Source organism: Campylobacter sp. JMF_04 NA10, from assembly GCF_027737655.1.
Taxonomy (GTDB): Bacteria; Campylobacterota; Campylobacteria; order Campylobacterales; family Campylobacteraceae; genus Campylobacter_B.
In genome coordinates, this window is the sequence record NZ_JAOVTZ010000001.1 from 213,540 (window position 1) to 234,104 (window position 20,565).

At 42.6% G+C, this 20,565-nt stretch carries 20 protein-coding genes; 14 read left to right on the top strand and 6 right to left on the bottom strand.

All coding sequences use genetic code 11. From position 1 onward, the window contains the following. Positions 1–2: 2 nt before the first annotated feature. The 6 genes from OFO12_RS01130 to OFO12_RS01155 are packed head-to-tail and all read right to left on the bottom strand — an operon-like array spanning position 3 to position 4,755. Positions 3–830, bottom strand: a complete 828-nt coding sequence (locus tag OFO12_RS01130) for a TPM domain-containing protein (protein ID WP_270869169.1) — start codon at positions 828–830, stop codon at positions 3–5. Next, positions 827–1,435: a hypothetical protein gene (locus tag OFO12_RS01135; protein ID WP_270869170.1), complete on the bottom strand. Its 609-nt coding sequence runs from the start codon at positions 1,433–1,435 to the stop codon at positions 827–829. The genes OFO12_RS01130 and OFO12_RS01135 overlap by 4 nt, the downstream gene beginning before the upstream one ends. Next, positions 1,436–2,155, bottom strand: coding sequence for a LemA family protein (locus OFO12_RS01140; RefSeq protein WP_270865169.1), 720 nt, complete (start codon positions 2,153–2,155; stop codon positions 1,436–1,438). It lies immediately after the preceding gene. After that, positions 2,152–3,162 carry an alanine racemase gene (locus tag OFO12_RS01145; protein ID WP_270869171.1) on the bottom strand — a complete coding sequence of 337 codons (1,011 nt, stop codon included), beginning with the start codon at positions 3,160–3,162 and terminating at the stop codon, positions 2,152–2,154. The genes OFO12_RS01140 and OFO12_RS01145 overlap by 4 nt, the downstream gene beginning before the upstream one ends. Next, positions 3,155–3,391, bottom strand: a complete 237-nt coding sequence (gene cmeU / locus OFO12_RS01150; protein WP_270862096.1) for a CmeU family protein — start codon at positions 3,389–3,391, stop codon at positions 3,155–3,157. The genes OFO12_RS01145 and cmeU overlap by 8 nt, the downstream gene beginning before the upstream one ends. After that, positions 3,391–4,755 (bottom strand): phosphomannomutase/phosphoglucomutase, encoded by a 1,365-nt coding sequence (locus OFO12_RS01155; RefSeq protein ID WP_270869172.1) that lies wholly within the window; start codon positions 4,753–4,755, stop codon positions 3,391–3,393. The genes cmeU and OFO12_RS01155 overlap by 1 nt, the downstream gene beginning before the upstream one ends. A 73-nt stretch (positions 4,756–4,828) precedes the next feature. Between OFO12_RS01155 and OFO12_RS01160 the strand changes: the two genes are divergently transcribed. From OFO12_RS01160 to OFO12_RS01225, 14 genes are all read left to right on the top strand, one after another. Next, positions 4,829–5,311 carry a CreA family protein gene (locus tag OFO12_RS01160; protein WP_270869173.1) on the top strand — a complete coding sequence of 161 codons (483 nt, stop codon included), beginning with the start codon at positions 4,829–4,831 and terminating at the stop codon, positions 5,309–5,311. A gap of 67 nt (positions 5,312–5,378) precedes the next feature. Continuing rightward, positions 5,379–8,492 (top strand): cytochrome c biogenesis protein, encoded by a 3,114-nt coding sequence (gene ccsA, locus OFO12_RS01165; RefSeq protein WP_270869174.1) that lies wholly within the window; start codon positions 5,379–5,381, stop codon positions 8,490–8,492. 180 nt (positions 8,493–8,672) lie between these two features. After that, positions 8,673–9,188, top strand: coding sequence for a ubiquinol-cytochrome c reductase iron-sulfur subunit (gene petA / locus OFO12_RS01170; RefSeq protein ID WP_270859958.1), 516 nt, complete (start codon positions 8,673–8,675; stop codon positions 9,186–9,188). Between the two features lie 10 nt (positions 9,189–9,198). Then, positions 9,199–10,458, top strand: coding sequence for a cytochrome b (locus OFO12_RS01175; protein ID WP_270865175.1), 1,260 nt, complete (start codon positions 9,199–9,201; stop codon positions 10,456–10,458). 1 nt (position 10,459) lies between these two features. Then, the gene (locus OFO12_RS01180; protein WP_270869175.1) at positions 10,460–11,485 is read left to right on the top strand and encodes a c-type cytochrome; all 1,026 of its coding nucleotides are present in this window, start codon (positions 10,460–10,462) and stop codon (positions 11,483–11,485) included. Positions 11,486–11,728: 243 nt separating this feature from the next. Next, positions 11,729–13,747 (top strand): FTR1 family iron permease, encoded by a 2,019-nt coding sequence (locus OFO12_RS01185; RefSeq protein WP_270869176.1) that lies wholly within the window; start codon positions 11,729–11,731, stop codon positions 13,745–13,747. Next, complete coding sequence (locus OFO12_RS01190) at positions 13,744–14,265, top strand: iron transporter (protein ID WP_270859954.1); 522 nt, start codon at positions 13,744–13,746, stop codon at positions 14,263–14,265. Before OFO12_RS01185 ends, OFO12_RS01190 begins: the two co-directional genes overlap by 4 nt. Positions 14,266–14,481: 216 nt before the next feature. Further along, positions 14,482–14,619, top strand: coding sequence for a hypothetical protein (locus tag OFO12_RS01195; RefSeq protein WP_270869177.1), 138 nt, complete (start codon positions 14,482–14,484; stop codon positions 14,617–14,619). 239 nt (positions 14,620–14,858) lie between these two features. Further along, positions 14,859–16,241, top strand: a complete 1,383-nt coding sequence (locus tag OFO12_RS01200; RefSeq protein WP_270869178.1) for a Fe-S-containing protein — start codon at positions 14,859–14,861, stop codon at positions 16,239–16,241. Continuing rightward, positions 16,241–17,485, top strand: coding sequence for an ABC transporter permease (locus OFO12_RS01205; protein WP_270869179.1), 1,245 nt, complete (start codon positions 16,241–16,243; stop codon positions 17,483–17,485). The genes OFO12_RS01200 and OFO12_RS01205 overlap by 1 nt, the downstream gene beginning before the upstream one ends. Then, positions 17,472–18,608, top strand: coding sequence for an ABC transporter permease (locus tag OFO12_RS01210; RefSeq protein WP_270869180.1), 1,137 nt, complete (start codon positions 17,472–17,474; stop codon positions 18,606–18,608). The genes OFO12_RS01205 and OFO12_RS01210 overlap by 14 nt, the downstream gene beginning before the upstream one ends. A gap of 1 nt (position 18,609) precedes the next feature. Continuing rightward, a complete protein-coding gene (locus tag OFO12_RS01215; RefSeq protein ID WP_270869181.1) occupies positions 18,610–19,278 on the top strand; it encodes an ABC transporter ATP-binding protein in 669 nt (222 codons plus the stop codon). Further along, positions 19,268–19,750: a TlpA family protein disulfide reductase gene (locus tag OFO12_RS01220; protein ID WP_270869182.1), complete on the top strand. Its 483-nt coding sequence runs from the start codon at positions 19,268–19,270 to the stop codon at positions 19,748–19,750. Before OFO12_RS01215 ends, OFO12_RS01220 begins: the two co-directional genes overlap by 11 nt. A 75-nt stretch (positions 19,751–19,825) precedes the next feature. Then, a complete protein-coding gene (locus tag OFO12_RS01225; RefSeq protein WP_270869183.1) occupies positions 19,826–20,512 on the top strand; it encodes a tetratricopeptide repeat protein in 687 nt (228 codons plus the stop codon). Positions 20,513–20,565: the final 53 nt, after the last annotated feature.

Sequence of the window (20,565 nt, forward strand, 5' to 3'; positions counted from 1 at the left end):
ATTTACCACCCGCCACTGGCACCGCCACCGCCAAATCCGCCTCCGCCACCGCGAAAGCCACCTCCTCGCGAACTGCGCCCAAATCCACCAGAGCCACCCAAACCGCCACGCGAGCCACCCAAACCACCGCCAAATCCGCCATTTCTACCAAATCCGCCAGAGCCACCAAAGCCACCGCGCAAAATTTCATCAAGCCCGTCGCCTAAAATGATAGTGTTGCCATAATCCCCGTGTGAGCGTGATTTGTTTCTCATCATCATAAAAAATACAAAGAAAAAGAAAAGCATAAAGATTATGAAGTCTATGTCGATTTCCTCGCCCTGAGCGCGCTCGATTTTGGCGAATTTTATGTCGCCACTCTCGATAAAATCGAGGATCGTAAGCACCCCAGAAACTATTCCGCCCTCATAATCCCCAGCCCTAAAATGTGGCAAAATTTTATACTCGATTATGCGTTTTGAGATGCCGTCAGTCAGCACTCCCTCCAAGCCATATCCAACCTCGATACGCACCCTGCGCTCGTTTGGCGCGACGAGCAAAAGCACGCCGTTATCATAGCCCTTCTGCCCTATGCCAAGCGCCCTAGCCTGCTCGTTCGCGACCTCTTCGATAGAGTAATCCCCGAGCGTTTTTAGGGTTACGACCATGATTTGATTGGTGGAATTTTCGTCAAATTTAAGCAAAATTTCATTTAGCGCGCCAGCCGTAGAGGCGCGCAAAATACCCGCCTCGTCGATAATAGCCGTGTCGTTTGGCGAGGCTAGATAGTCTGAAATTTTAGCCTGCGAAAAAGATAATGCCAAAAATAAAAAAAGTAAAATTCTTCTCATTTTATTTCCACAATCTTTTCTTTGATTTCATCTTTATCACCCATTTCATGGGGGATTTTCGCCATTATTAGCGCACAAAGCCTATCTATACCCACGCTCACAGCCTCGCCAAAATTCGCAGTTTTTGCCTGGGCGCAAAATTCCTGCACAATCTGCAAAAATTCAGAATCATCAATCTTCGCGCTGATATTTTCGCCGCAAACTATGTGCGCGATTTTTTCGTTTTTGCAAACACAAAAAATCACAGCGTTTGGGATTTTATCATATCCAAACAGCTCAAATTTACTCACGGCAAAGTCGTAAGTAAGCCTAAATTTAAAGAATTTAGGGATAAAAAATTCTAAAAATTTAGGAAATTTAGAAAAAAGAAATTTAAAGAGCAAAAATACAATCGCAATCAACTCAAACGCGCCTACTTTGCCTACTTGCTGGAAAAACATCAGCGCAGTGCCCACTACAAAGGCAATCGTGCAAGCCACGCCCCAGCTAAGTGGCTCTAAGTCCAAAGCCTCGCCACTTAGCACGCAGATAATCTCAGCGTCGCTCGCATCTTCGGCCTTTGAGATTTTATCCGTTATGGCGTCTTTGTAAATTTGCTCAATCATCTAAAACGAAACTTTTGGCGCGTTTTGATTGGCTTCGCCTGCGTTAAATACAGGCTTAGCTCCGCCCTTGCCTACGAGTTTGGCGATGATATTTGTAGGGAAAACCCTAATCATCTTATTATACTCTTGCACCACGGCGATATAGTCCTTGCGAGCCACAGCTATGCGGTTTTCGGTGCCCTCTAACTGATTTTGCAAATCCGTGAAATTTGAGTTTGCTTTTAGCTCAGGGTATCGTTCTACAACTAGCATTAAGCGCGATAAAGCCGAGCTTAGCTCGCCTTGTGCGTTGTTAAACTGTGTAAAGGCTTCTGGGTTATTTGCGATATCGTTTGCGTCGATTTTCACGCTCGTTGCCTTCGCGCGAGCCTCGATTACGCCCTCTAAGGTGCCTCTTTCATGGCTTGCGTATCCTTTGACGGTTTCGACGAAATTCGGAATCAAATCAGCGCGCCTTTGATATTGGTTTTGCACCTGCGCCCAGGCCGCATTGACATCTTCGTCTTTCAGGGTCAGTTTGTTATACACAGGCACGGCGAAAATCGCAAACACAGCCAAAATTATGCCAGCGATAATCAGCCATTTTAGCCAGCCTTTTGATGATTTTTTTTCGACATTAGCTGAGCCATTGTAAGTTTGGCTTTGCTCTGCACCTTTTGCGCCTTTTTCGCCGTCATAGCCGATTTGTTCGGCGCCATTTTGGTTTTCTAACTCGTTCATACCACTCTCCTTGATATTTTTTCATGAAGTTTAACTAACACATCATACTCAATCGTGCCAAAAAATCTCGCCCACTCTCTGGCGTCATTTATCACGCAGACTCGCTCGCCACCAAACTCAGCGCAAAAGCTATCCATAGACATTTTGCCAAGCAGCCTTTCGCCACTGGCTAATCGCAAATCACCAAGCCCAGCGTATCGCAAAAGTCCGTCCGCATAGCCTAAATCATAGGTGCCGATTTTCATATCGCACGGCGCGCAAAACACCCCGCCATAGCCTACCCTTTCGCCTTTTTTAAGCACTCTTTGGCTGATTAAATCAGCCCACAAACTAAGCACAGGGCGCAAATTTAGGCTATCATCAAACTGAGCGTATCCATACTGCGCCATACCCACACGCACAAACTCATCGTCAAACCCCGCTCTGCGCTCGATCGCGGCTGAATTTGAAGAGTGGAAAATCAGCTCATTAAATCCAGCCTCATTTGCCTTAAATTTGGCGATTTTTTTAAATTCGACGAAATTTTGCCTTTGCGCGTAAAAATCAGAGCTTAGCTCATCGCTGGCGCGGTAATGGGTAAAAAATCCGCGCAAATTTAGCGAGTGTTTTTTGCAAAGTGCCAAAGCCTCGCTTAAATCCTGTGCGCAAATGCCGTTTCTATGCATGGCTGTATCAGCCACGATATGGACTTTCACGCCCCGTTTTAGGCGAGAGAAATAGCTCATATCATTTACGGCATAAATAAAATTTGGATTTTCGTTTCCGTTTGGAATATGCGATAAAATCAAAATTTCCTCGAAAAATTCCGAAATCTCGCGCGCTTCATCTAGCGTCCTAGTAACGGCTCTTTTGATACCAAACTCACGCGCCAAACCCGCGATTTCGCGCATGCCATGCCCATAAGCGTTGTCTTTAAGCACGAGCATAATGCGCTCTTTGGCTACTTTTTGCGAAATTTGCGAAAGATTGTGAAAATACGCTGATTTATCAATCAAAATTTCAGACATTAAAGCTCACTCCATACGCCTTGTATAAATACGGCAAAAGCTTGCGAATAGCGTAATCATAGCCGTAAAATTTGGTGTAAATTTCCTTTAAATTTGCCTCTTTTGCGTTTGCGAAATCAAACACATCTGTGCCCTCTATTTTTGGCACTTTTTCATCTAGTAGCGCGAAAAATTCAGCCCTAGCGCCAAGAAGCTCTTTTATATTTTGCTCGACTAGCTCTTTTTCCATTATTTTGCAATCTCCTCTAATGCGCCCATTATCACCCTTTGCATTTCATCGCGAAATTCGGGGGTTTTAGCCTCAAATCTCGTTACGATTATCGGCGTGGTATTGCTAGCTCTCACCAAAGCCCAGCCATCATCAAACCTCAATCTAACCCCGTCGATTTCTATCATATCGCGCACGGCTGGAAGCCCAGAAATGCCGTTTTTGACTAAATTTTTAAATTTTTCAATTATCTCAAATTTAGCGGTGTCTGTGGTTTTAAATTTAATCTCATCGGTGCTGTGCATTACAGGAAGTGCGTCAAGCTGGGCGTCTAAATCAATGCCCTTTGCGACGAGTTCTAGCACTCTCATCATCGCATACACGCCGTCATCGAAGCCAAAATATCGCTCCTTAAAATAAATATGCCCGCTCACCTCAGCAGCCAAATCAATGCCAAGCTCCTTCATAGCCTTTTTGATATTGCTATGACCTGTTTTGCCCATAAAGCTCTTGCCACGGCGGTTTATCTCATCATACATTACCTGCGAGCATTTCACCTCGCCCAAAATTTTCGGCTCTTTCATATTTAGCGATAAAAGGCAGGCTAGCTCGTCGCCTTTGATATTTCGCTTCGCTGTTAGCACGGCGATTCTATCGGCGTCTCCGTCGAAACCAAAGCCCAAATTTAGCCCGTTTTGGCTAATTGCATTTTTTAAATCGACTAAATTTTTCTCTTCGCTTGGATCTGGGTGGTGATTTGGGAAATTTCCGTCAGGTTCTGGAAATAAAATTTTAGCATTTAAGCCCAATCTTTCCACGATTTTGCACGCCGTAACACCTGCTGCGCCGTTTGCGCAATCAATCACAAATGGTGTTTTGAAATTTTTCAAATTTGCAAATTCTTTTTCGAAATAGTCCAAATACTCGCCCAAAATATTATATTTTTCGCAAAATGTATTTGTTGGGATTTCCACGCCACTAGCCATAAATTCAGCCACTTGGCGGCCGAGTGTTTTAAGCTGTGCGCCAAAAAAACTATCCGTGCCGATTGTGATTTTAAAGCCGTTATAATTTTTCGGATTGTGCGAGCCTGTAATCATAATGTTTGCGTCAAATTTATGCGTAAATACGCCAAAATACCCCACAGGCGTAGGAAGCAAGCCAATATCAAAAATCCTAAGCCCAGCGTAATTAAGCCCACTTACTAGGTATTCAAACATATCTGGCGCGCTTAGCCTCGCATCATAACCCACGCTGATACGCTCACGGCCTAAATGGCGCAAATGCATACCAAAGGCAAAACCAATCGCCTTAACGCTCTCTTCGTTTAGATCCTCGCCCACGATTCCGCGGATATCGTATTCTCTAAAAATATCTTCAATCATAAAATTCCTTAACAAAAAAATTACAATATTTTAAATTATAAATGTTAAAATTTGTCAAATTTAAGGAGTCAAAATGAAAAAATTTTTTCTTATTTGTGCGATTTTGGGCGCAGTTTTTGCTAAGGATTATGAGGTGATTGATAGCGTAAATACTTCGTTTAGAATTTTTGGCAAAAACGATAGAATCGAGGTTATCAGCGTCAGCGACCCTAAAATCGACGGGGTTACATGCTTCATCTCATACGCCAAAAAAGGTGGCGCCAAAGAGATTGTTGGCGTCGAAGAAGACCGCTCAGAAGCCTCTGTTTCATGCTCTCAAACAGCCCCAAAAATCATAATCAAAGAAGAGCTTAAAAAAGAGGATATATTTGCGAAAAAATCCTCGCTAATCTTTAAAAAAACCCATGTCGTGCGTATGTTTGACGAAGCAAGCCAGAGCATAATTTATCTAGTGTATTCAGATAAAATCATCGACGGCTCGCCAGATAATTCTATCTCGGCAATTCCGTGCAATCAAGCCGTAGGCAAGGTGTGTGAATTTAATTACAAAAAATGAGAATTTTTAAGAATTTTTTGATAAAATCCCAGCTCTTAATAAAATTTATCATTTAGCAAGGAAAAATATGAAATCTATTTTTAGCATGGAATCTGCCAGCATTATGCTTGCCCTGCTGGCTATCGCGTGCGCGGTGGCAACATTTGTGGAGACTGCATTTGGCACGCCAGTAGCATGGGCGAGTGTGTATAATGCATGGTGGTTCGGGCTGATAATGCTACTTTTAGGGCTAAATTTGGCCTACAATATCTACCGCTACCGCCTCGGCGATATCAAAAAGCTTCCGACCTTTATATTTCATTTAAGCTTTCTTTTTATTTTGCTTGGGGCTGGGCTTACGAGATATTTTGGATTTGAGGGGAATTTGCACATTAGAGAGGGAGAGGAAAGCTCGCTAATTAGCACCAAGGACGAATTTGTGCAGTTAATCAGCATAGGCGAGGATAAAAATTTCATCTCAGCCGATGAAAAAAACTACCTAAGTGGCGTGGGAAAAATGAAATTTGATCTAAATTTAGATGTAAATGGCAAAAACGCAAATTTGAAATTTAAAGAATTTATCCCACACGGCGAGCTAAAATGGGTCAAAGACGAGAGCCAAAGCGCACCCGCTAGAATCGAGTTTTTGTTCTCAAACGATACCCAAAAACAGCCCCTTTCGCTACTTTCTGGGCAGAGTATCGAGCTAGGCGAGGTTAGCATTAGCTTTAATACCATGCCAAAAACCAAATATTTCATCTATGTCAAAAACGATGCCGATAAATTCTATATAAACTCGAATTTCGACATAAACGCCACTAAAATGGGCACTAGCGAAAAAATCGCACTGAATAAAAACGAAGATAATCTAATCGATGATTTATCGCTTTATAGCTTTGAGGGGACAAATTTCGCCCCAGTTAGCCTGCTAAGCTCAGCTGTGGAAAAATTTGTTAAGGTCGAGGAAAATTTAGCCGGTATGAGCGGAATCATCGCAGATCTTAGCTATAACAACGAAAGCAAAGAGGTGCTAGTAATACAAGGCGAAAAAGGCCTTCAATACGAAGTCGGTGGCGCAAATTTTATCACGCTTTTGGGGCCAAAAATGGTAAATTTGCCGTTTAAATTAGCTTTGCGCGATTTCGTCATGGATCGCTACCCAGGCACAAACTCGCCCTCAGGATACAAGAGCGAAGTTACAGTCAAAGACGGCGCAAACAGCTATGATTACGATATTTATATGAACCATGTCCTAGATCACGGCGGATACAGATTTTTCCAAAGCTCGTATGATAGGGACGAGGGAGGCACCGTGCTATCTGTAAATCGCGACCCGGGCAAATTCCCGACATATCTGGGATATTTTTTGCTCTGCCTTGGCATGTTTTTAAACTTTTTAAACCCAAATTCGCGCTTTTTCAAGCTTTCTAAACTCATCAGCGAAAATACTCATCTAGCAAAAAGCGTGGCAATTTTGGCTGTAATTTTCGCCTGTGTTGCGCCAAATTTAGCCCATGCAGAGGGAAATGAGAGTGTGAATTTAAATGAAATCAAGCTAAATTTGCCAAATTTTGATAAGGAATTTAGCAAAGAACTTGGTAAATTAGTCGTGCAAGGTTTCAATGGCCGTATGGAGCCATTTGATACAGTTTCGCGCGAAATTTTGCACAAAATTTACCGCGGCGAAACCTACAAGGGCGAGGACGGGATTACGCTCAATCACAACGAAGCCTTGCTTTCGTTTATGCTAAATCAAGATTATTGGCGCACCGCTAAAATCATACGCGTGGGCGATAAGGAACTACGCAAAATTTTAGGCCTTAACGAAAATCAAAAATACGCTTCGATGATGGATTTTTTCGAAATGAAGGATAATGAGAGCTTTTATAAGCTTGATAAATTAAGCGAGGAAATCAACCGCAAACCCCTTGGTAACCGCTCTACGCTCGATAAAGAAATCATCAAAGTAAATGAGAGAGTAAATGTGTTTTACGGCGCGATTATGGGCGAATACTTCCGCATAATCCCTACCGGAAAGTCAAACGATAGCACCTGGATTTCGCCGTTTGCAACCCTTGAAATGCTAGGCGAAAGCGAGCGCGATAAGGTGCGCGATATGAGCGCGATGTTTGCCACGGCTGTGATTTATGCCCAAAACAAAAACGACTGGCAAAGCGCAAACAAAATGCTAAGCATTATCAAGGATTATCAAATCAAAAATGGTGGCGAGTTAGCGCCTAGCGAGAGTGCGATAAAATATGAAATTTTATACAACAACGCGCATATTTTCAAACGACTTTTTTCGATTTATACAATCGCTGGATTTTTGCTTTTAATCTTTATTTTTATCCGTATGATGAAGCCAAATTTGGGCTTAAAATGGGCGTTTAATCTAGTTTGGTTTGTAAATGTAGTGGCGTTTTTGATACATACTTTCGGACTTGGACTTCGTGCGTATGTATCAGGACATGCGCCGTGGTCGAATTCGTATGAGTCGATGATTTATATCGCGTGGGCATTAGCACTTAGTGGAATTTTCTTTTCGCGCAAATCTGCGATTTCTTTGGCACTAACGGCGATTATGGCAGGAATTACGCTAATGGTGGCGCATTTAAGCGATATGGATCCGCAAATCACAAACCTACAACCAGTCCTTAAATCACACTGGCTGACAATCCATGTCTCTGTAATCACCGCAAGCTACGGATTTTTGGGGCTTTGTATGTTGCTTGGAATTTTTACGCTTTTGATGTTTTGCTTCGGCAAAAACAACCCAGAAATCGCGCGCAATATCACAGAAGCCACTAGAATCAACGAAATGTCGATGATTCTTGGGCTTTGTTTGCTAACAGCTGGAAACTTCCTAGGTGGCGTGTGGGCAAACGAGAGCTGGGGCAGGTATTGGGGCTGGGATCCAAAGGAAACTTGGGCTTTGATTACGATTTTTGTCTATGCTATCGTGGTGCATTTTAGATTTATGCCAAAGCTAAATTCACAATTTGCCTTCGCCGTAGCGTCGATGTTTGCGTATTTTAGCGTCATAATGACATATTTTGGAGTAAATTTTTATCTCACAGGTATGCACTCTTACGCAGCGGGCGAAAAAATCCCTGTGCCAAGCTGGGCATATATAATGACAGCTTCTATGTTTATTTTGGCAATTGTTGCATATTTTCGCTCGGGAAAATCGGCTAGATTGTAAAATTTATTATATGAAATTTAGAGTTTGTAAAAATAAAATTTCAAACTCTAAATTTTAAAATTTCATTAAATAATTCCCTTAAATAGGCATTTTAAGCCAAAATTCTTAACTCAAATCAATTAAATTTAATATTTATTTGGCTAGAATTACCCTTTTATTTCACAAAAAGAAAGGGTAAAGATGTCTGTTAAATCTGATTTTAGTGAAAATAGACGAGGCTTTATCGGACTTGCGTTTGGTGCGGTCGCTGCTGTGGGTGGCGTATTTGCATTAGGCGGTATGAAAAAAAGCTGGGATCCGCTTCCTAGCGTCAAAGCAGCCGGCGTAACGACTGTGGATTTAAGCCCGATTAAAGACGGAGAGCTATACAGGACAGAGTGGCGCAAAAAGCCAATATTTATTCTCAAAAAGACAGCCGATATGGGCAAAAACGATGAACGAGATGTCGTCGTAGGTGGCGCTAGATACACGCTTTGTATCGGTCTATGCACGCATTTGGGCTGTATCCCTAGCTACAAACCAGCTTCTAAACAATTCGTTTGCGCATGCCACGGAGGCGTTTTCAACACTGACGGCGTAGCTGTGTTTGGTCCGCCACCACGCGGTATGGATATACCTCCATTTAAAATAGATGGAACTAAACTTGTCCTTGGCGAAGAGGGCCCTGAATATCAAGCTCTAATGGGCAAAGCGTAGGAGGATTGATATGCATGTAAGAAAATCAACAGGCATCTTGGATTGGTTAGATCAAAGACTTGCTGTTAATAAATTTATGAAAGTTATGATGACGGAGTATTGGATTCCGAAAAACATCAGCTTTTTATGGGCTATGGGCGTTATTTTGATGACGCTATTTATCGTGCTTTTCGTAAGCGGTTTAATGCTTGTAATGTATTACAAACCAGACGCTGCTTTGGCGTTTGATAGCGTAAATAAAACTATCATGCAAGAGGTAGAATATGGCTGGCTATGGCGACATATCCACGCAGTGGCTGCTTCGGTCGTGTTTTTGGTGATTTATATCCACACTTTTGTGGGACTTTACTATCGCTCATATAAGCAAGGCAGAGAGATGATTTGGGTCAGCGGTATGCTACTTTTCATACTTTTTTCAGCCGAAGCTTTTAGCGGATATATGCTTCCTTGGGGACAAATGAGCTACTGGGCGGCTATGGTTATTACAAATTTATTCGGTGGAATTCCAGTCATAGGACCAGCTGTGGTCGAGTGGATCAGAGGTGATTATGCTGTAAGCGATCCGACCTTGACAAGATTTTTTATGCTTCATGTCTGCTTGCTTCCGATAGTCGTAATCTCTGTCATCGCGCTTCACTTCTATGCGCTTCGCGTCCCTCATGTCAATAACCTAGACGGCGAAGAAATCGATTTTGAGGTAGAGAGTGAAAAATTCCTAAGCGGCGATACAAAAAATGCGAAAGTTATCCCATTTTGGCCAGGATTTTTATCAAAAGACTTTTTATATCTTTCAATCTTTATGATATTTTTCTTCTATTTGGTTGGCTTTCAATTCAATTTCGCAATGGATCCGATAAATTTCGACCCTGCAAACAGCCTCAAAACGCCAAACCATATCTACCCAGAGTGGTATTTCTTGTGGCAATATGAAATTTTGCGTGGATTTTTCTTCGATGTTGGACCATTAAAGGCAGCAGATATCGGACTTATGGCGTTTGCGTTCGCTGGCGTTTCACTAATGATAGTTCCATGGATGGATAGAAGCTCTGTCGTAGCCCCAGCTCACAGAAACAAAGCATATTTTATCTGGTTTTGGGTATTACTAATCGATATGATACTTTTAAGCCTATTTGGCAAACTCCCAGCAGACGGCGCAGAGCTTGGCATGCCAAATACATATTGGGGCTTTATTTTATCGATACTTTATATCGCATTGATAGTAGTTGTCTTGCCTTTGATAACAATCGCAGAAAGAAAGAAAAGAGGTTAAGATGAAAGAGATAAAAACATTAGCAATACTCGTTGTTTTAGTAGCGGTTTTATACTGGATGATTGAGCCTTTTGCTCATACTAGACTTAGCCCGCATGTCGATCCTGCTAATTATGACTTTGCAGCCGAGGATATCACCCTTGCTACTACAAATGTCGAAAAAACGCAAAAAGCCCTAGAAACAGCCCAAAACTCAGGCGATGAGGGTATGATCGCAAGTGCGACAAGAACGCTTCAAGACGCGAAAAACCAACAAGACAAAGTTACGCTATTTTGGGACGAGATCAACAAAATCGACATTATCAAAGGTGACGCCACAAGAGGCGCTGATACCTTTATGAACGCAGGTTGTGTGGCATGCCACGGCGTAAGCAAGCTTGGCATGGACGCTCCAATGGACGCGACAAGCGCTAGCGAAGCTTATGGCGTAAATCCACCAGATCTTAGCAGTGCAGGATATCTATACTCACCAAAATTCCTAGCCGCTCTTATCAAAGACCCTGTAATGGCGATGAAGCTAGATCATAAATTTGGCGATGAAAATCCACACCCAATGCCAGCATTTTACGGACTTGGCGATGATATAAACCAAGAAATCGCAGATATCGTAGCATATCTACGCTCAATCGCACCAAGCACAATGGAAAATGCGCAGGTTTTCGAGGACTCATGCCAAAGATGCCACGATGTCAAATATGCTGGTCGCAAAGTCACAAGCGATATGGAGAAAGTCGCAGCCTACATGGGCTCTACTCCGCCAGATTTATCAATGATGATTCGCTCGAAGTTGCCTGATTATTTGCACGAGTTTATCAACGATACACAAAAGAAACTCCCAGGCACATCTATGCCTCGCGTTGGCTTGACACAAGAAGCTGAAAATCAAGTCGTCGCCTACCTCGAAGAAGTCGGCGATAGCAAAAAAGATGAGCGCGAAAAAACAGCACTTTACATAATGCTATATTTCGCGATTTTATCAGTTTTCGCTGGACTTTGGAAAAGCAAAATTTGGTCGAAACTTCACTAAAACTAAGTAGTCGGTTCGCCGACTACTTTTAAATTTATCCCCTAAATTTCAATAAATTTTCTCAAATTTAACCTTTAAATTTCACTAAATTTCGATTTCAAATTCGCATAAATTTTGCCCTAAATTTGGCTAAATTTCGGCTATCATTTAGCCTTGTTTTTGATAAACATTTTTATTATAGTTTAAGTATTTTGCTGTATAATCCCAAACTGATTTTGAAACCAATTAGCAAAAAGGCAGGTTATGAAATTTATCCTAAAATCATCTTTTTTACTGATTTTTCTGTTTTTATCATCGCTTTTTGGCGCAGATTACCAAGCCGAAGCCCAAGCGATAAAGGCTAAATTTGAGCAGGCTTTGAGCGCGTATGATAGCGGCGATAGCGCTAGTGCGCGCAAACTAACCCAAGAGGCGTATTTTAGCCATTTTGAAAATTTAGAAGCTGGAATTCGCATAAATTTAGGACAGAAAAAATCCTACGCTATGGAAAAGCAGTTTGGAAATATCCGCAAAGCCTTTAAAGCAGGCACTCCAAGAGGCGAAATCGAGGCTATGATAGCAAAGCTAAATAGCGAAATCACTGAAATTTTGCCAGTCATCGAAAGCGGTCATAAACTAGTCGCACAATACCAAAACGAGGGCGAAGAACAGCCTCAAACTAGCACAAATCAAAGCGAAAATTCTGCCCCAAACACCACGCAAAATTCTAGCGCAAATTCGGGTGCGAATTCAGGTGCAAATTCGGAAAATCAAGCACCAAATTCCGACCCAAATTCTCCATGGCTTAGCGTTTATAATGATTTCATCACCGAGCTAAATAATGCAAAAACTGCCTTTGATAACAAAGATGAAACCGCGCTAAAATCGGCTCTAAACAAGGCTGAATTTGACATTTATCGCAACACTAGATTCGAAGAGGTCGTGCGAAAATATGTTTCTAGCAAAAACGACCAAATGATTCAGCGAATTATCTCAAATTTATTGCGCGATAGCCTAAATACGGGCGAAGCGAAATTTAACCAATCTCTAAAAGATTTAGACGATTTGCTTCTTAACGCCACGCAAAATTTGCCTAGCCAAACTTACGCCCTAGCCCCACAAAGCGCGCAAGAGACTAGCGAAAGCGAAGTGGCGCAAAATGCAGATTTTAGCCAAACCGTAGCAAACATAAAATCCAAAATGGCGCAGGTTTTGGCTCTGTATGAGGCTGGCAAAACCGATGAGGCAATCGATGAGAGCGGAAATATCTACTTCGACGAATACGAAGAAAGCGGCATGGAAGCCCTCGTGGGAGCCAAAAACTCCCAACTCAAACTTGACACCGAGGCTAGCTTTAATAAAATTTCAGCCCTAATTAGCTCTGGTGCGCCAAAAGAGCAGATTATCGCAGCGCAAAACGAGCTTTTCGCGCAACTTGAAGAGAGCCTAAATTTGACGCAAAATTCTAGCGCATGGGATCTGTTTTTATACTCGCTCATAATTATTTTACGCGAGGGTATGGAGGCCCTAATCATCGTGGCTGCCGTCATCGCCATACTTATCAAATCAGGCAACGAGGGCAAACTAAAAATCGTTTATAGCGCGCTTGCGGTCGCAATTGCGCTTAGTTTTGCCACAGCGTGGGGCATAAGCGCGATTTTTGGCGCCGCAAAAGCAGGTCAAAGTCGCGAAATCCTAGAAGGCGCAGTCATGCTAGTAGCCGTGGGATTGCTGTTTTATGTCGGGTTTTGGCTACTTTCAAATGCAAATTCGAAAAAATGGAGCGCGTATATCAGTGGCGCGATTTCGCAAAGCCTGAGCGAAAAAGACGGCAAAATGCTATGGTGGATGGTCTTTTTGGCGGTATATCGCGAGGGAGCCGAGACGGTGCTGTTTTATCTAGCGCTCATAATCGACGCTAAAACTCCGAGCGCGCTAGGTATGGTGGGTGCGGGATTTGTCGTAGGCGTAATCGCACTGCTCGTGGTTTATATCCTAATCAAAAAATTCTCGCTTCGTATCGCAATCAAGCCGTTTTTTATGATAACTTCGGCGATTATTTTTTATATGTCGATTGTCTTTGTCGGCAAGGGAATAATGGAACTAGTCGAGGGCAAGGTATTTACACCAACCATAATCGAGGGCTTGCCTACGATTACATGGCTGGGATTTTACCCTTACAAAGAGAGCCTAATCCCGCAAGCTGCGCTAATCGTGGCTTTAATAGTTGGAATTTTGATAATCAAGCAAAAAAACAAATCTATTTCAAAGGAGAATTTATGAAAAAATTATTTTCATCAGTTTTGGCTTTAAGCCTTGCTTCAAGTATCGCCTTCGCTGGCGAGCAACCTATCGGCGAACCAGTCGAAATGAACGGCATGGAGATCGCCGCTGTGTATCTACAACCAATCGATATGGAGCCAAAGGGCATTGATCTAGCCCCTAGCCTAGCCGATATTCACTTAGAGGCTGATATCCACGCAATCGAGGGCAACGCAAACGGCTTTGGCGAGGGCGAGTGGATCCCATACCTAAAAATCGGCTACGAGCTAAAAAACCTAGATAACGGCAAAATCCAAAAGGGAAATTTCATGCCAATGGTCGCAAGCGACGGCCCACACTATGGCGCAAATGTCAAAATGGAAAATGGCGTGGGAAATTATGAGTTGATTTTCCATATCGAAAACCCAGGCGCAAACGGCTTTGGTCGCCACGCTGACAAGGCCACAGGCGTTGGCAAATGGTGGGGCGCATTTGATGTGAAATACACATTTGCATACACTGGAACTCCAAAAGAATAACGAAATTTCACCCTTTTTGGGTGAAATTTTAGAAGTGTTTGAAAAAATTTTGTAAATTTAGTCAAAACGCGAAAGAAATGCGAAGCATTTCCGTAAAAATAAAACCAGCTAAATTTAGAAAAACGCAGTTTTTCTAAATTTAGCCACTTCTAAGGTTTTACAGGGGAAATTCGCACGGAGCAAAAGGCGCGAACAACGCTTTTGCGTGCGAATTAAATGCGGGAGGGTAGCGTCTCCAAAACCAGCGTAGCGGTGCGAGGCGGAAGCCGAAGCAGGTTTCTTGCGAGCGCAACGCGCGAAGCAGAGCAAACAAGCGCGCCTTCCCCCTTACGAGAAAAGCACGGCGCAGGTTAAATTCAAAAAATCGTTCAATGCTAAATTTAGGTTGAATTTTGCTTTAAATTTTACTGGATTGCTTCGCTCGTTACACTCGCTCGCAATGACAGCAAATTTAGCGCAAGGAATTTTAAATTCGTAGATTGGCACGAATTTTGCTAACGCAAAATTCTCGCAATGACAAATTAGACAAAATTTAAATTTTAAATTTGCATTTATTTCAAACAGCTCTAAAATTTCACATTTAGGTTGCAGTTTTGTCGATATTTTTTTACCATTTTGTTTTGGCATTTTTGCCACTATTTATCATCGCCTCGCACTTTGGCAAAAAAGATTTTGCATTTGCCTTTTTTGGAGCATTGTTTGGGGGTGCCTGTTTTAACGCGCTAAATCATAGTCTAATCGCACAAGAGGGCAAAATTTTCTTTGATATTTTGGCATTGGTTGCGCTATTTTTACTACCTTTTTGCGCTAAATTTTGCCTTGCGAAAATAACCAAATTTTGCATTTTTGCCCTTGGCGTTTGCGCCTGTTTTGAGTATTTTTTAATCAGCGCAAATTTCAAAATTTTTAGCACCGAACTCCTTGATAGCGGGGCTATTCTCAACCTTTTTATGGTGATTTTGGCTCTTTCGTGCTTGGTTTTATTTTACCTGCTTTATAGCGAAATTTTAAAAAATCGAGCGCGCGCAAATTTTGCCGCCCTTACCCTAACCTGCGCCCTCTTATTCATCGCTAAGCTCGGATTTGTGGGGCTAGGGATTAGGCAGGGCGGATACTTCGCAAATTACGCCTCGCTTAAATTTATAAATTCGAGCGAATTTCTAAGCATAATCGCCAAAATCATCTACCACAACAACCAACATTTAATATTGATTTTGTGCGCAATCCCCCTATTTATTGGGCTTTTCTACCTAAATTTAGCCCCCAAAAAACTAGCGCGAGATGAAAATATCATCGCTTGGCGCATAAACAAAAGCGCAAGGTTTAAAATTTGGCGCGATTTCCTCTGCACACTCGCACTTTGCGCCCTATTTTGCGCTATTAGCCTCTATTATTTGCTAGTGGCCTCTCGCCCGCCTACGATCGATACACCCACGCTCGTAGAGCCAGTAAATGGCGAGTTTGTCTTTGACGCGCAGGCTTTGCAAGATGGGCGCCTTCACAGATACGCCTATATCAGCGACGACGGGCATAAAATTCGCTTTTTTTTGCTAAATAAATTTAGCACTCATCTCTCGCCGGTTGCGGTGTTTGACGCCTGCTCGATTTGCGGAGATATGGGCTATGTCAAAAAAAAGGGCGAGCTAATCTGCATAGCGTGCAATGTGCGAATTTTCTTGCCAAGTGTCGGCAAAATGGGTGGCTGCAACCCAATCCCTATGAAATTTGACTTTGACGGCGAGCGCGTGAAAATCGCGCTTAGCGAAATTTTAAGCGGGGCAAGCTATTTTAACGAAATTGTCGAAAAACAGGTCATCGACCCCGTTTCGCGCGCGAGGATTTCAAATTCATCAAAATTTAGCTATTTGTATTATGGCAGGATTTACTTTTTCGAAAACGAAAAAAACGAAGAAATTTTTACTCAAAATCCGCAAAATTTCGTCGATGAAAACGGCACATTAAAGGAGCTTAAATAATGTTTTTTAGAATTTTAAAAGCTTCGATTTTTGGGGCTAAGGAGTCGAAATTTTTAGCGTTTTTGACGATTTTTTTATCGGTTGGCTTGATTGCTTGCATGCTAAATATCACTCTTAAAATCGGCGACAAACTAGCAAGTGAGCTAGGAAGATATGGCGCAAATATCGTGGTTTTGCCCCGTTCAGCCAACCTAAATATCGAAATTGCAGGGCGCGATTTTGCGCCACTTGCAAACGATGATTTTTTGGCCGAAAGTGATTTAGTCAAAATCAAAGAGATTTTTTGGCGCAACAATATCACAAGCTACGCGCCGTTTTTATCCGAGCAAATCGATGAATTCGAGGTCGTTGGGACATATTTTGACAGACCCGCAGGAGTGAGCGATGAGCCTGATTTTAGGGTCGGAGTAAGGCACCTTTATCCATTTTGGCGCGTGGAGGGCGAGTGGGCAAAGGACGGCGCAAATGATGAAGTCATCGCAGGCGAAAAGCTGGGTTTAAAAATCGGCGATGAGATTGATCTAGGCATTTACACTGTGCGCGTGGTGGGGATTTTGCACGACGCGGAGGAATACAGCGGTAAAATCATCGCAAATTTAGCCTTCGTGCAAAAGCTCACTCACCGCGAGGGTCAAATCGCCAAAGCAGAAGTATCTGCAATGACAATCCCAGAAGATGATTTATCGGTAAAAGCTAGGCGCAATTTAGACAGCCTAGACGCCGTAGAGCACGATACTTGGTATTGCTCAGCCTATGTTAGCTCCATAGCATACCAAATCGCCGAGGATTTCCCAAACGCAAGCGCCAAAGCAGTCCTTAGCGTGAGCGAAGCCCAGAGCGGAATCACCAAAAAAATCCAAGGCCTAATGGGCGTGGTGAGTATCCTCTCGCTCATCATTTCTAGCATTTGCATCGCAAGCTTGCTTAGCAACGAAACCTTCAAGCGCAAAAAGGAAATCGGGCTTTTAAAGGCGCTTGGGGCAAGCGGTTTGGCTATATATTTGCAATTCATCGCCGAAACCCTCGTCGTGTGCCTTTTCGCTTCGATTTTAGGGGCGAGCGCGGGATACTTAGCAAGCCAAATTATCGCACAGCAAATCTTTGGCTCATTTTTGGGCTTTGCTCTGCTAGTTTTGCCACTAAGCATTGCATTTGGGTTTGTAATCTGTCTAATCGGCTCGATTTTGCCACTTCGTAGCGCGCTCAAACTGCCACCAGCGGAGGTTTTATATGGTAGAAAATAATAAATTTTATCGCACGATAGTCTTAAAAAGCATTTTTGCTAACTCTTTGCGCTCGTTTGTGATTTTTATCGCAATCGCCCTTGGCTCGGCAGTTTGCGCGGCGTTTGTGAATATCTGGGCAGATATCGACAAAAAAGTCGCAGGAGAATTAAACTCTTATGGGGCAAATTTGATAATCTCGCCAAATTCCTCGCAGAATTTTATCATTAGCGAAGATGAGCTAAAAGCGAAATTTGAAAAAATTCCAAATCTCAAAGCGCACAATAGCTATCTATTTAAAAGTGCGAATTTAGGGGTAAATTTGGCTGTGGTAATGGGCGTGGAGTTTTCAAATTTAGCAAAAACAATGCCATATTTGGGGCTCAAAGAGGGCGAGCTAATCAGAGTGGATTTCGACGATAAAAACGCCCTAATCGGCGAGGATTTAGCCAAAATTTTAGGCGTGAAGCTAGGCGATGAAATCGGCATTTCTCCGCACAACGCAAATGCAAATTTCACTCACAAAGTCCGCATAAAGGGCATTGTTTTTGACGGAGGCAAGGAAGATGGCTTGCTTTTAATCTCGCTAAATTTGGCACAAAATATCTTTAATGCCAAAGGCGAAATCAACTACGCCGAAGCGATTGTAGATAGCGATTTTAAGGGTCTTAGCGAAATTTCACAAAATTTAAGCGATGAGAAAATGAGCTTTAATGTCGTGGGCAAAGTATCCAAAACACAAGGCATAATCCTAGATAAAATCAAGCTTTTAATGCTACTAAGTGGTTTTACGATTTTAGCCATAACCTCGATTTGCATAAACACTAGCCTTAGCCAAGTCCTACTCTCTCGCATTAAAGAATTTGCCCTGCTTCGCGCAATCGGCGCAAACAGGGCCAATATCTTTCACATAATTTTGGGCGAAATTTTGCTTTTGTGCGTTAGCGGGGCAGTATTTGGCGCGATAATCGGGTATTTTTTAGCCATAATTTTGGGTCAAATTTTATTTTCTAGCGGAGTGGATTTTAGATTTATAGGGCTTGTAATGGCGGTGATTTTATCGCTGATTTTCGCGCTTAGTGCGAGTTATTATCCCATAAAACGGGCGCTAAATCCAAATTTGGCAAATTTATTAAAGGAATAATATGGAAATTTTAAAATTTAATGGTATTTGTAAATATTTTGGCGATGTAAAGGCGCTCGATGACATTAGCTTTGGAGTGAAAAAGGGCGAGTGGGTGAGCATAATGGGGCCAAGCGGGAGTGGCAAAAGCACGCTTGTAAATATCCTCTCTTTGATGGATAGCCCCACAAAGGGCGAGTATTTGCTAGGCGGAGATGATGCTAGCTCGCTAAATGAAGCGCAAATTTTAGAATTTCGTCGCAAAAAAATCGGCCTTGTTTTTCAGCAATTCCACCTCATACCATACCTAAACGCCATTGAAAATGTCATGTTAAATCAATACTACCACTCCTGCGTCGATGAAAAAAGTGCAAAAATGGCGCTCGAAAGGGTCGGCCTAGCGCACAGGATAGAGCATAGACCAAGCGAACTCAGTGGTGGCGAACAGCAGCGGCTTTGTATCGCGCGCGCCCTAATCAACGAGCCTGATATCATCATCGGCGATGAGCCTACGGGCAATCTAGACGAGGCGAACGAGGCTGTGATTTTGGAGCTTTTTAAGGGACTGCGCGCCGAAGGAAAGAGCCTCATACTCGTTACGCACAACGAAGAATTAGGCAAATACGCCGATAAAATCGTGCGTTTAAGGCACGGAAAATTAGATAAAATCGAGGTTTTAAATGAAATTTAAAATTTTAAAATTTGCGCTAGGGCTAGCGTGCGCTTTAATGCTTGGTGCATGTGATGGCGAAAAACGCCATTTAGCCCTAAATGGCGAGAGTATCGCGACGAAATTTGACCCTAAAACCCGCTCTTTTAGCGTGAGTGGAAACGACAAACCTGTGATTTTGTTTTTTTTCACGGCTTCGTGTGGGGCATGTGGGGCGCAAACCCCTATCCTAAATGAAATCCACGCCTCGCAAAAAGCCCTTGTAATCGGCGTTTTAGGCGGTGGTGGCGAGCTAGAAACGGATCTTAAAACCGCGCGCGAAAAAGGGGTAAAATTCCCTACGCTTAGCGCGCCAGCCTCTGTAAAATACCTATCAAATGTCGCTGGTGGGATATTTGGCACGCCAACCTCGCTTATATATGATAAAAACGGCAAAATGGTAAAAAAACTAATCGGTCTGTATCCAAAAAGTACGTTTGAAAATGAAATTTAAAAATTTAGCCTAAATTCAGTAATTATTTAAATTTTTCCACTAGAATTAGTAACTTTTTTATTTGAGGATAAGAAAATGACAAACCGCATACTAATCGCGATTTTCGCCCTATTTAGCGCACTTTGCGCTGAGCCGTATAGCGCGTATTCAAACGACGCTATAATGAAAAAAAATCCTAATGGTGGTGCCAACCTCGACATCGCCAAACTCTACGAATACTCCGACGCGCTGTGCAAACACGCCTGCGAGTATCCGCTGAAATTTGACAGCGAGGACGAAGCCGAGCAAGGATACAATGACTCCATGCTCATGGCGAGCGTTTTTGAATACATAAACAAAGAGATCATCACCGATAAAATCGACGCCAAAGACCGCACGCAATTCGATATGAAATTCGCCCAAATTTATGTATCCCAACACAATTTTGATGTGCTAGGTGCGAAGGAAAAAGCCGACGCGATTTATGAGAGAATACTAGCGCGCGATAGCCAAAACACCGAGGTTTTAACCACTTATGGCGAGTTTTTGCTAAATTCCACTCGCACAGACAAGGCAAAAGAAATTTTATCTCGCGCTACCGAACTTGGTGCAAAACGCCCATATTTAGCACTCGCAGCAATCGAGCTAATGAATCAAAACAACGCCAAAGGGATTGAGTATTTGGAGATTTACTGCGCCGAGTTTAAAGACGACGAAAAGGCCAAAACCACGCTCGAAGGGCTAAAATCAGGCGATATCATAATCGAAAAAATTGAGCGATAATTTTGGGCTAAATTTGCGAAATTTGGCGAATTTTAAAATTTCTCAAATTTGCA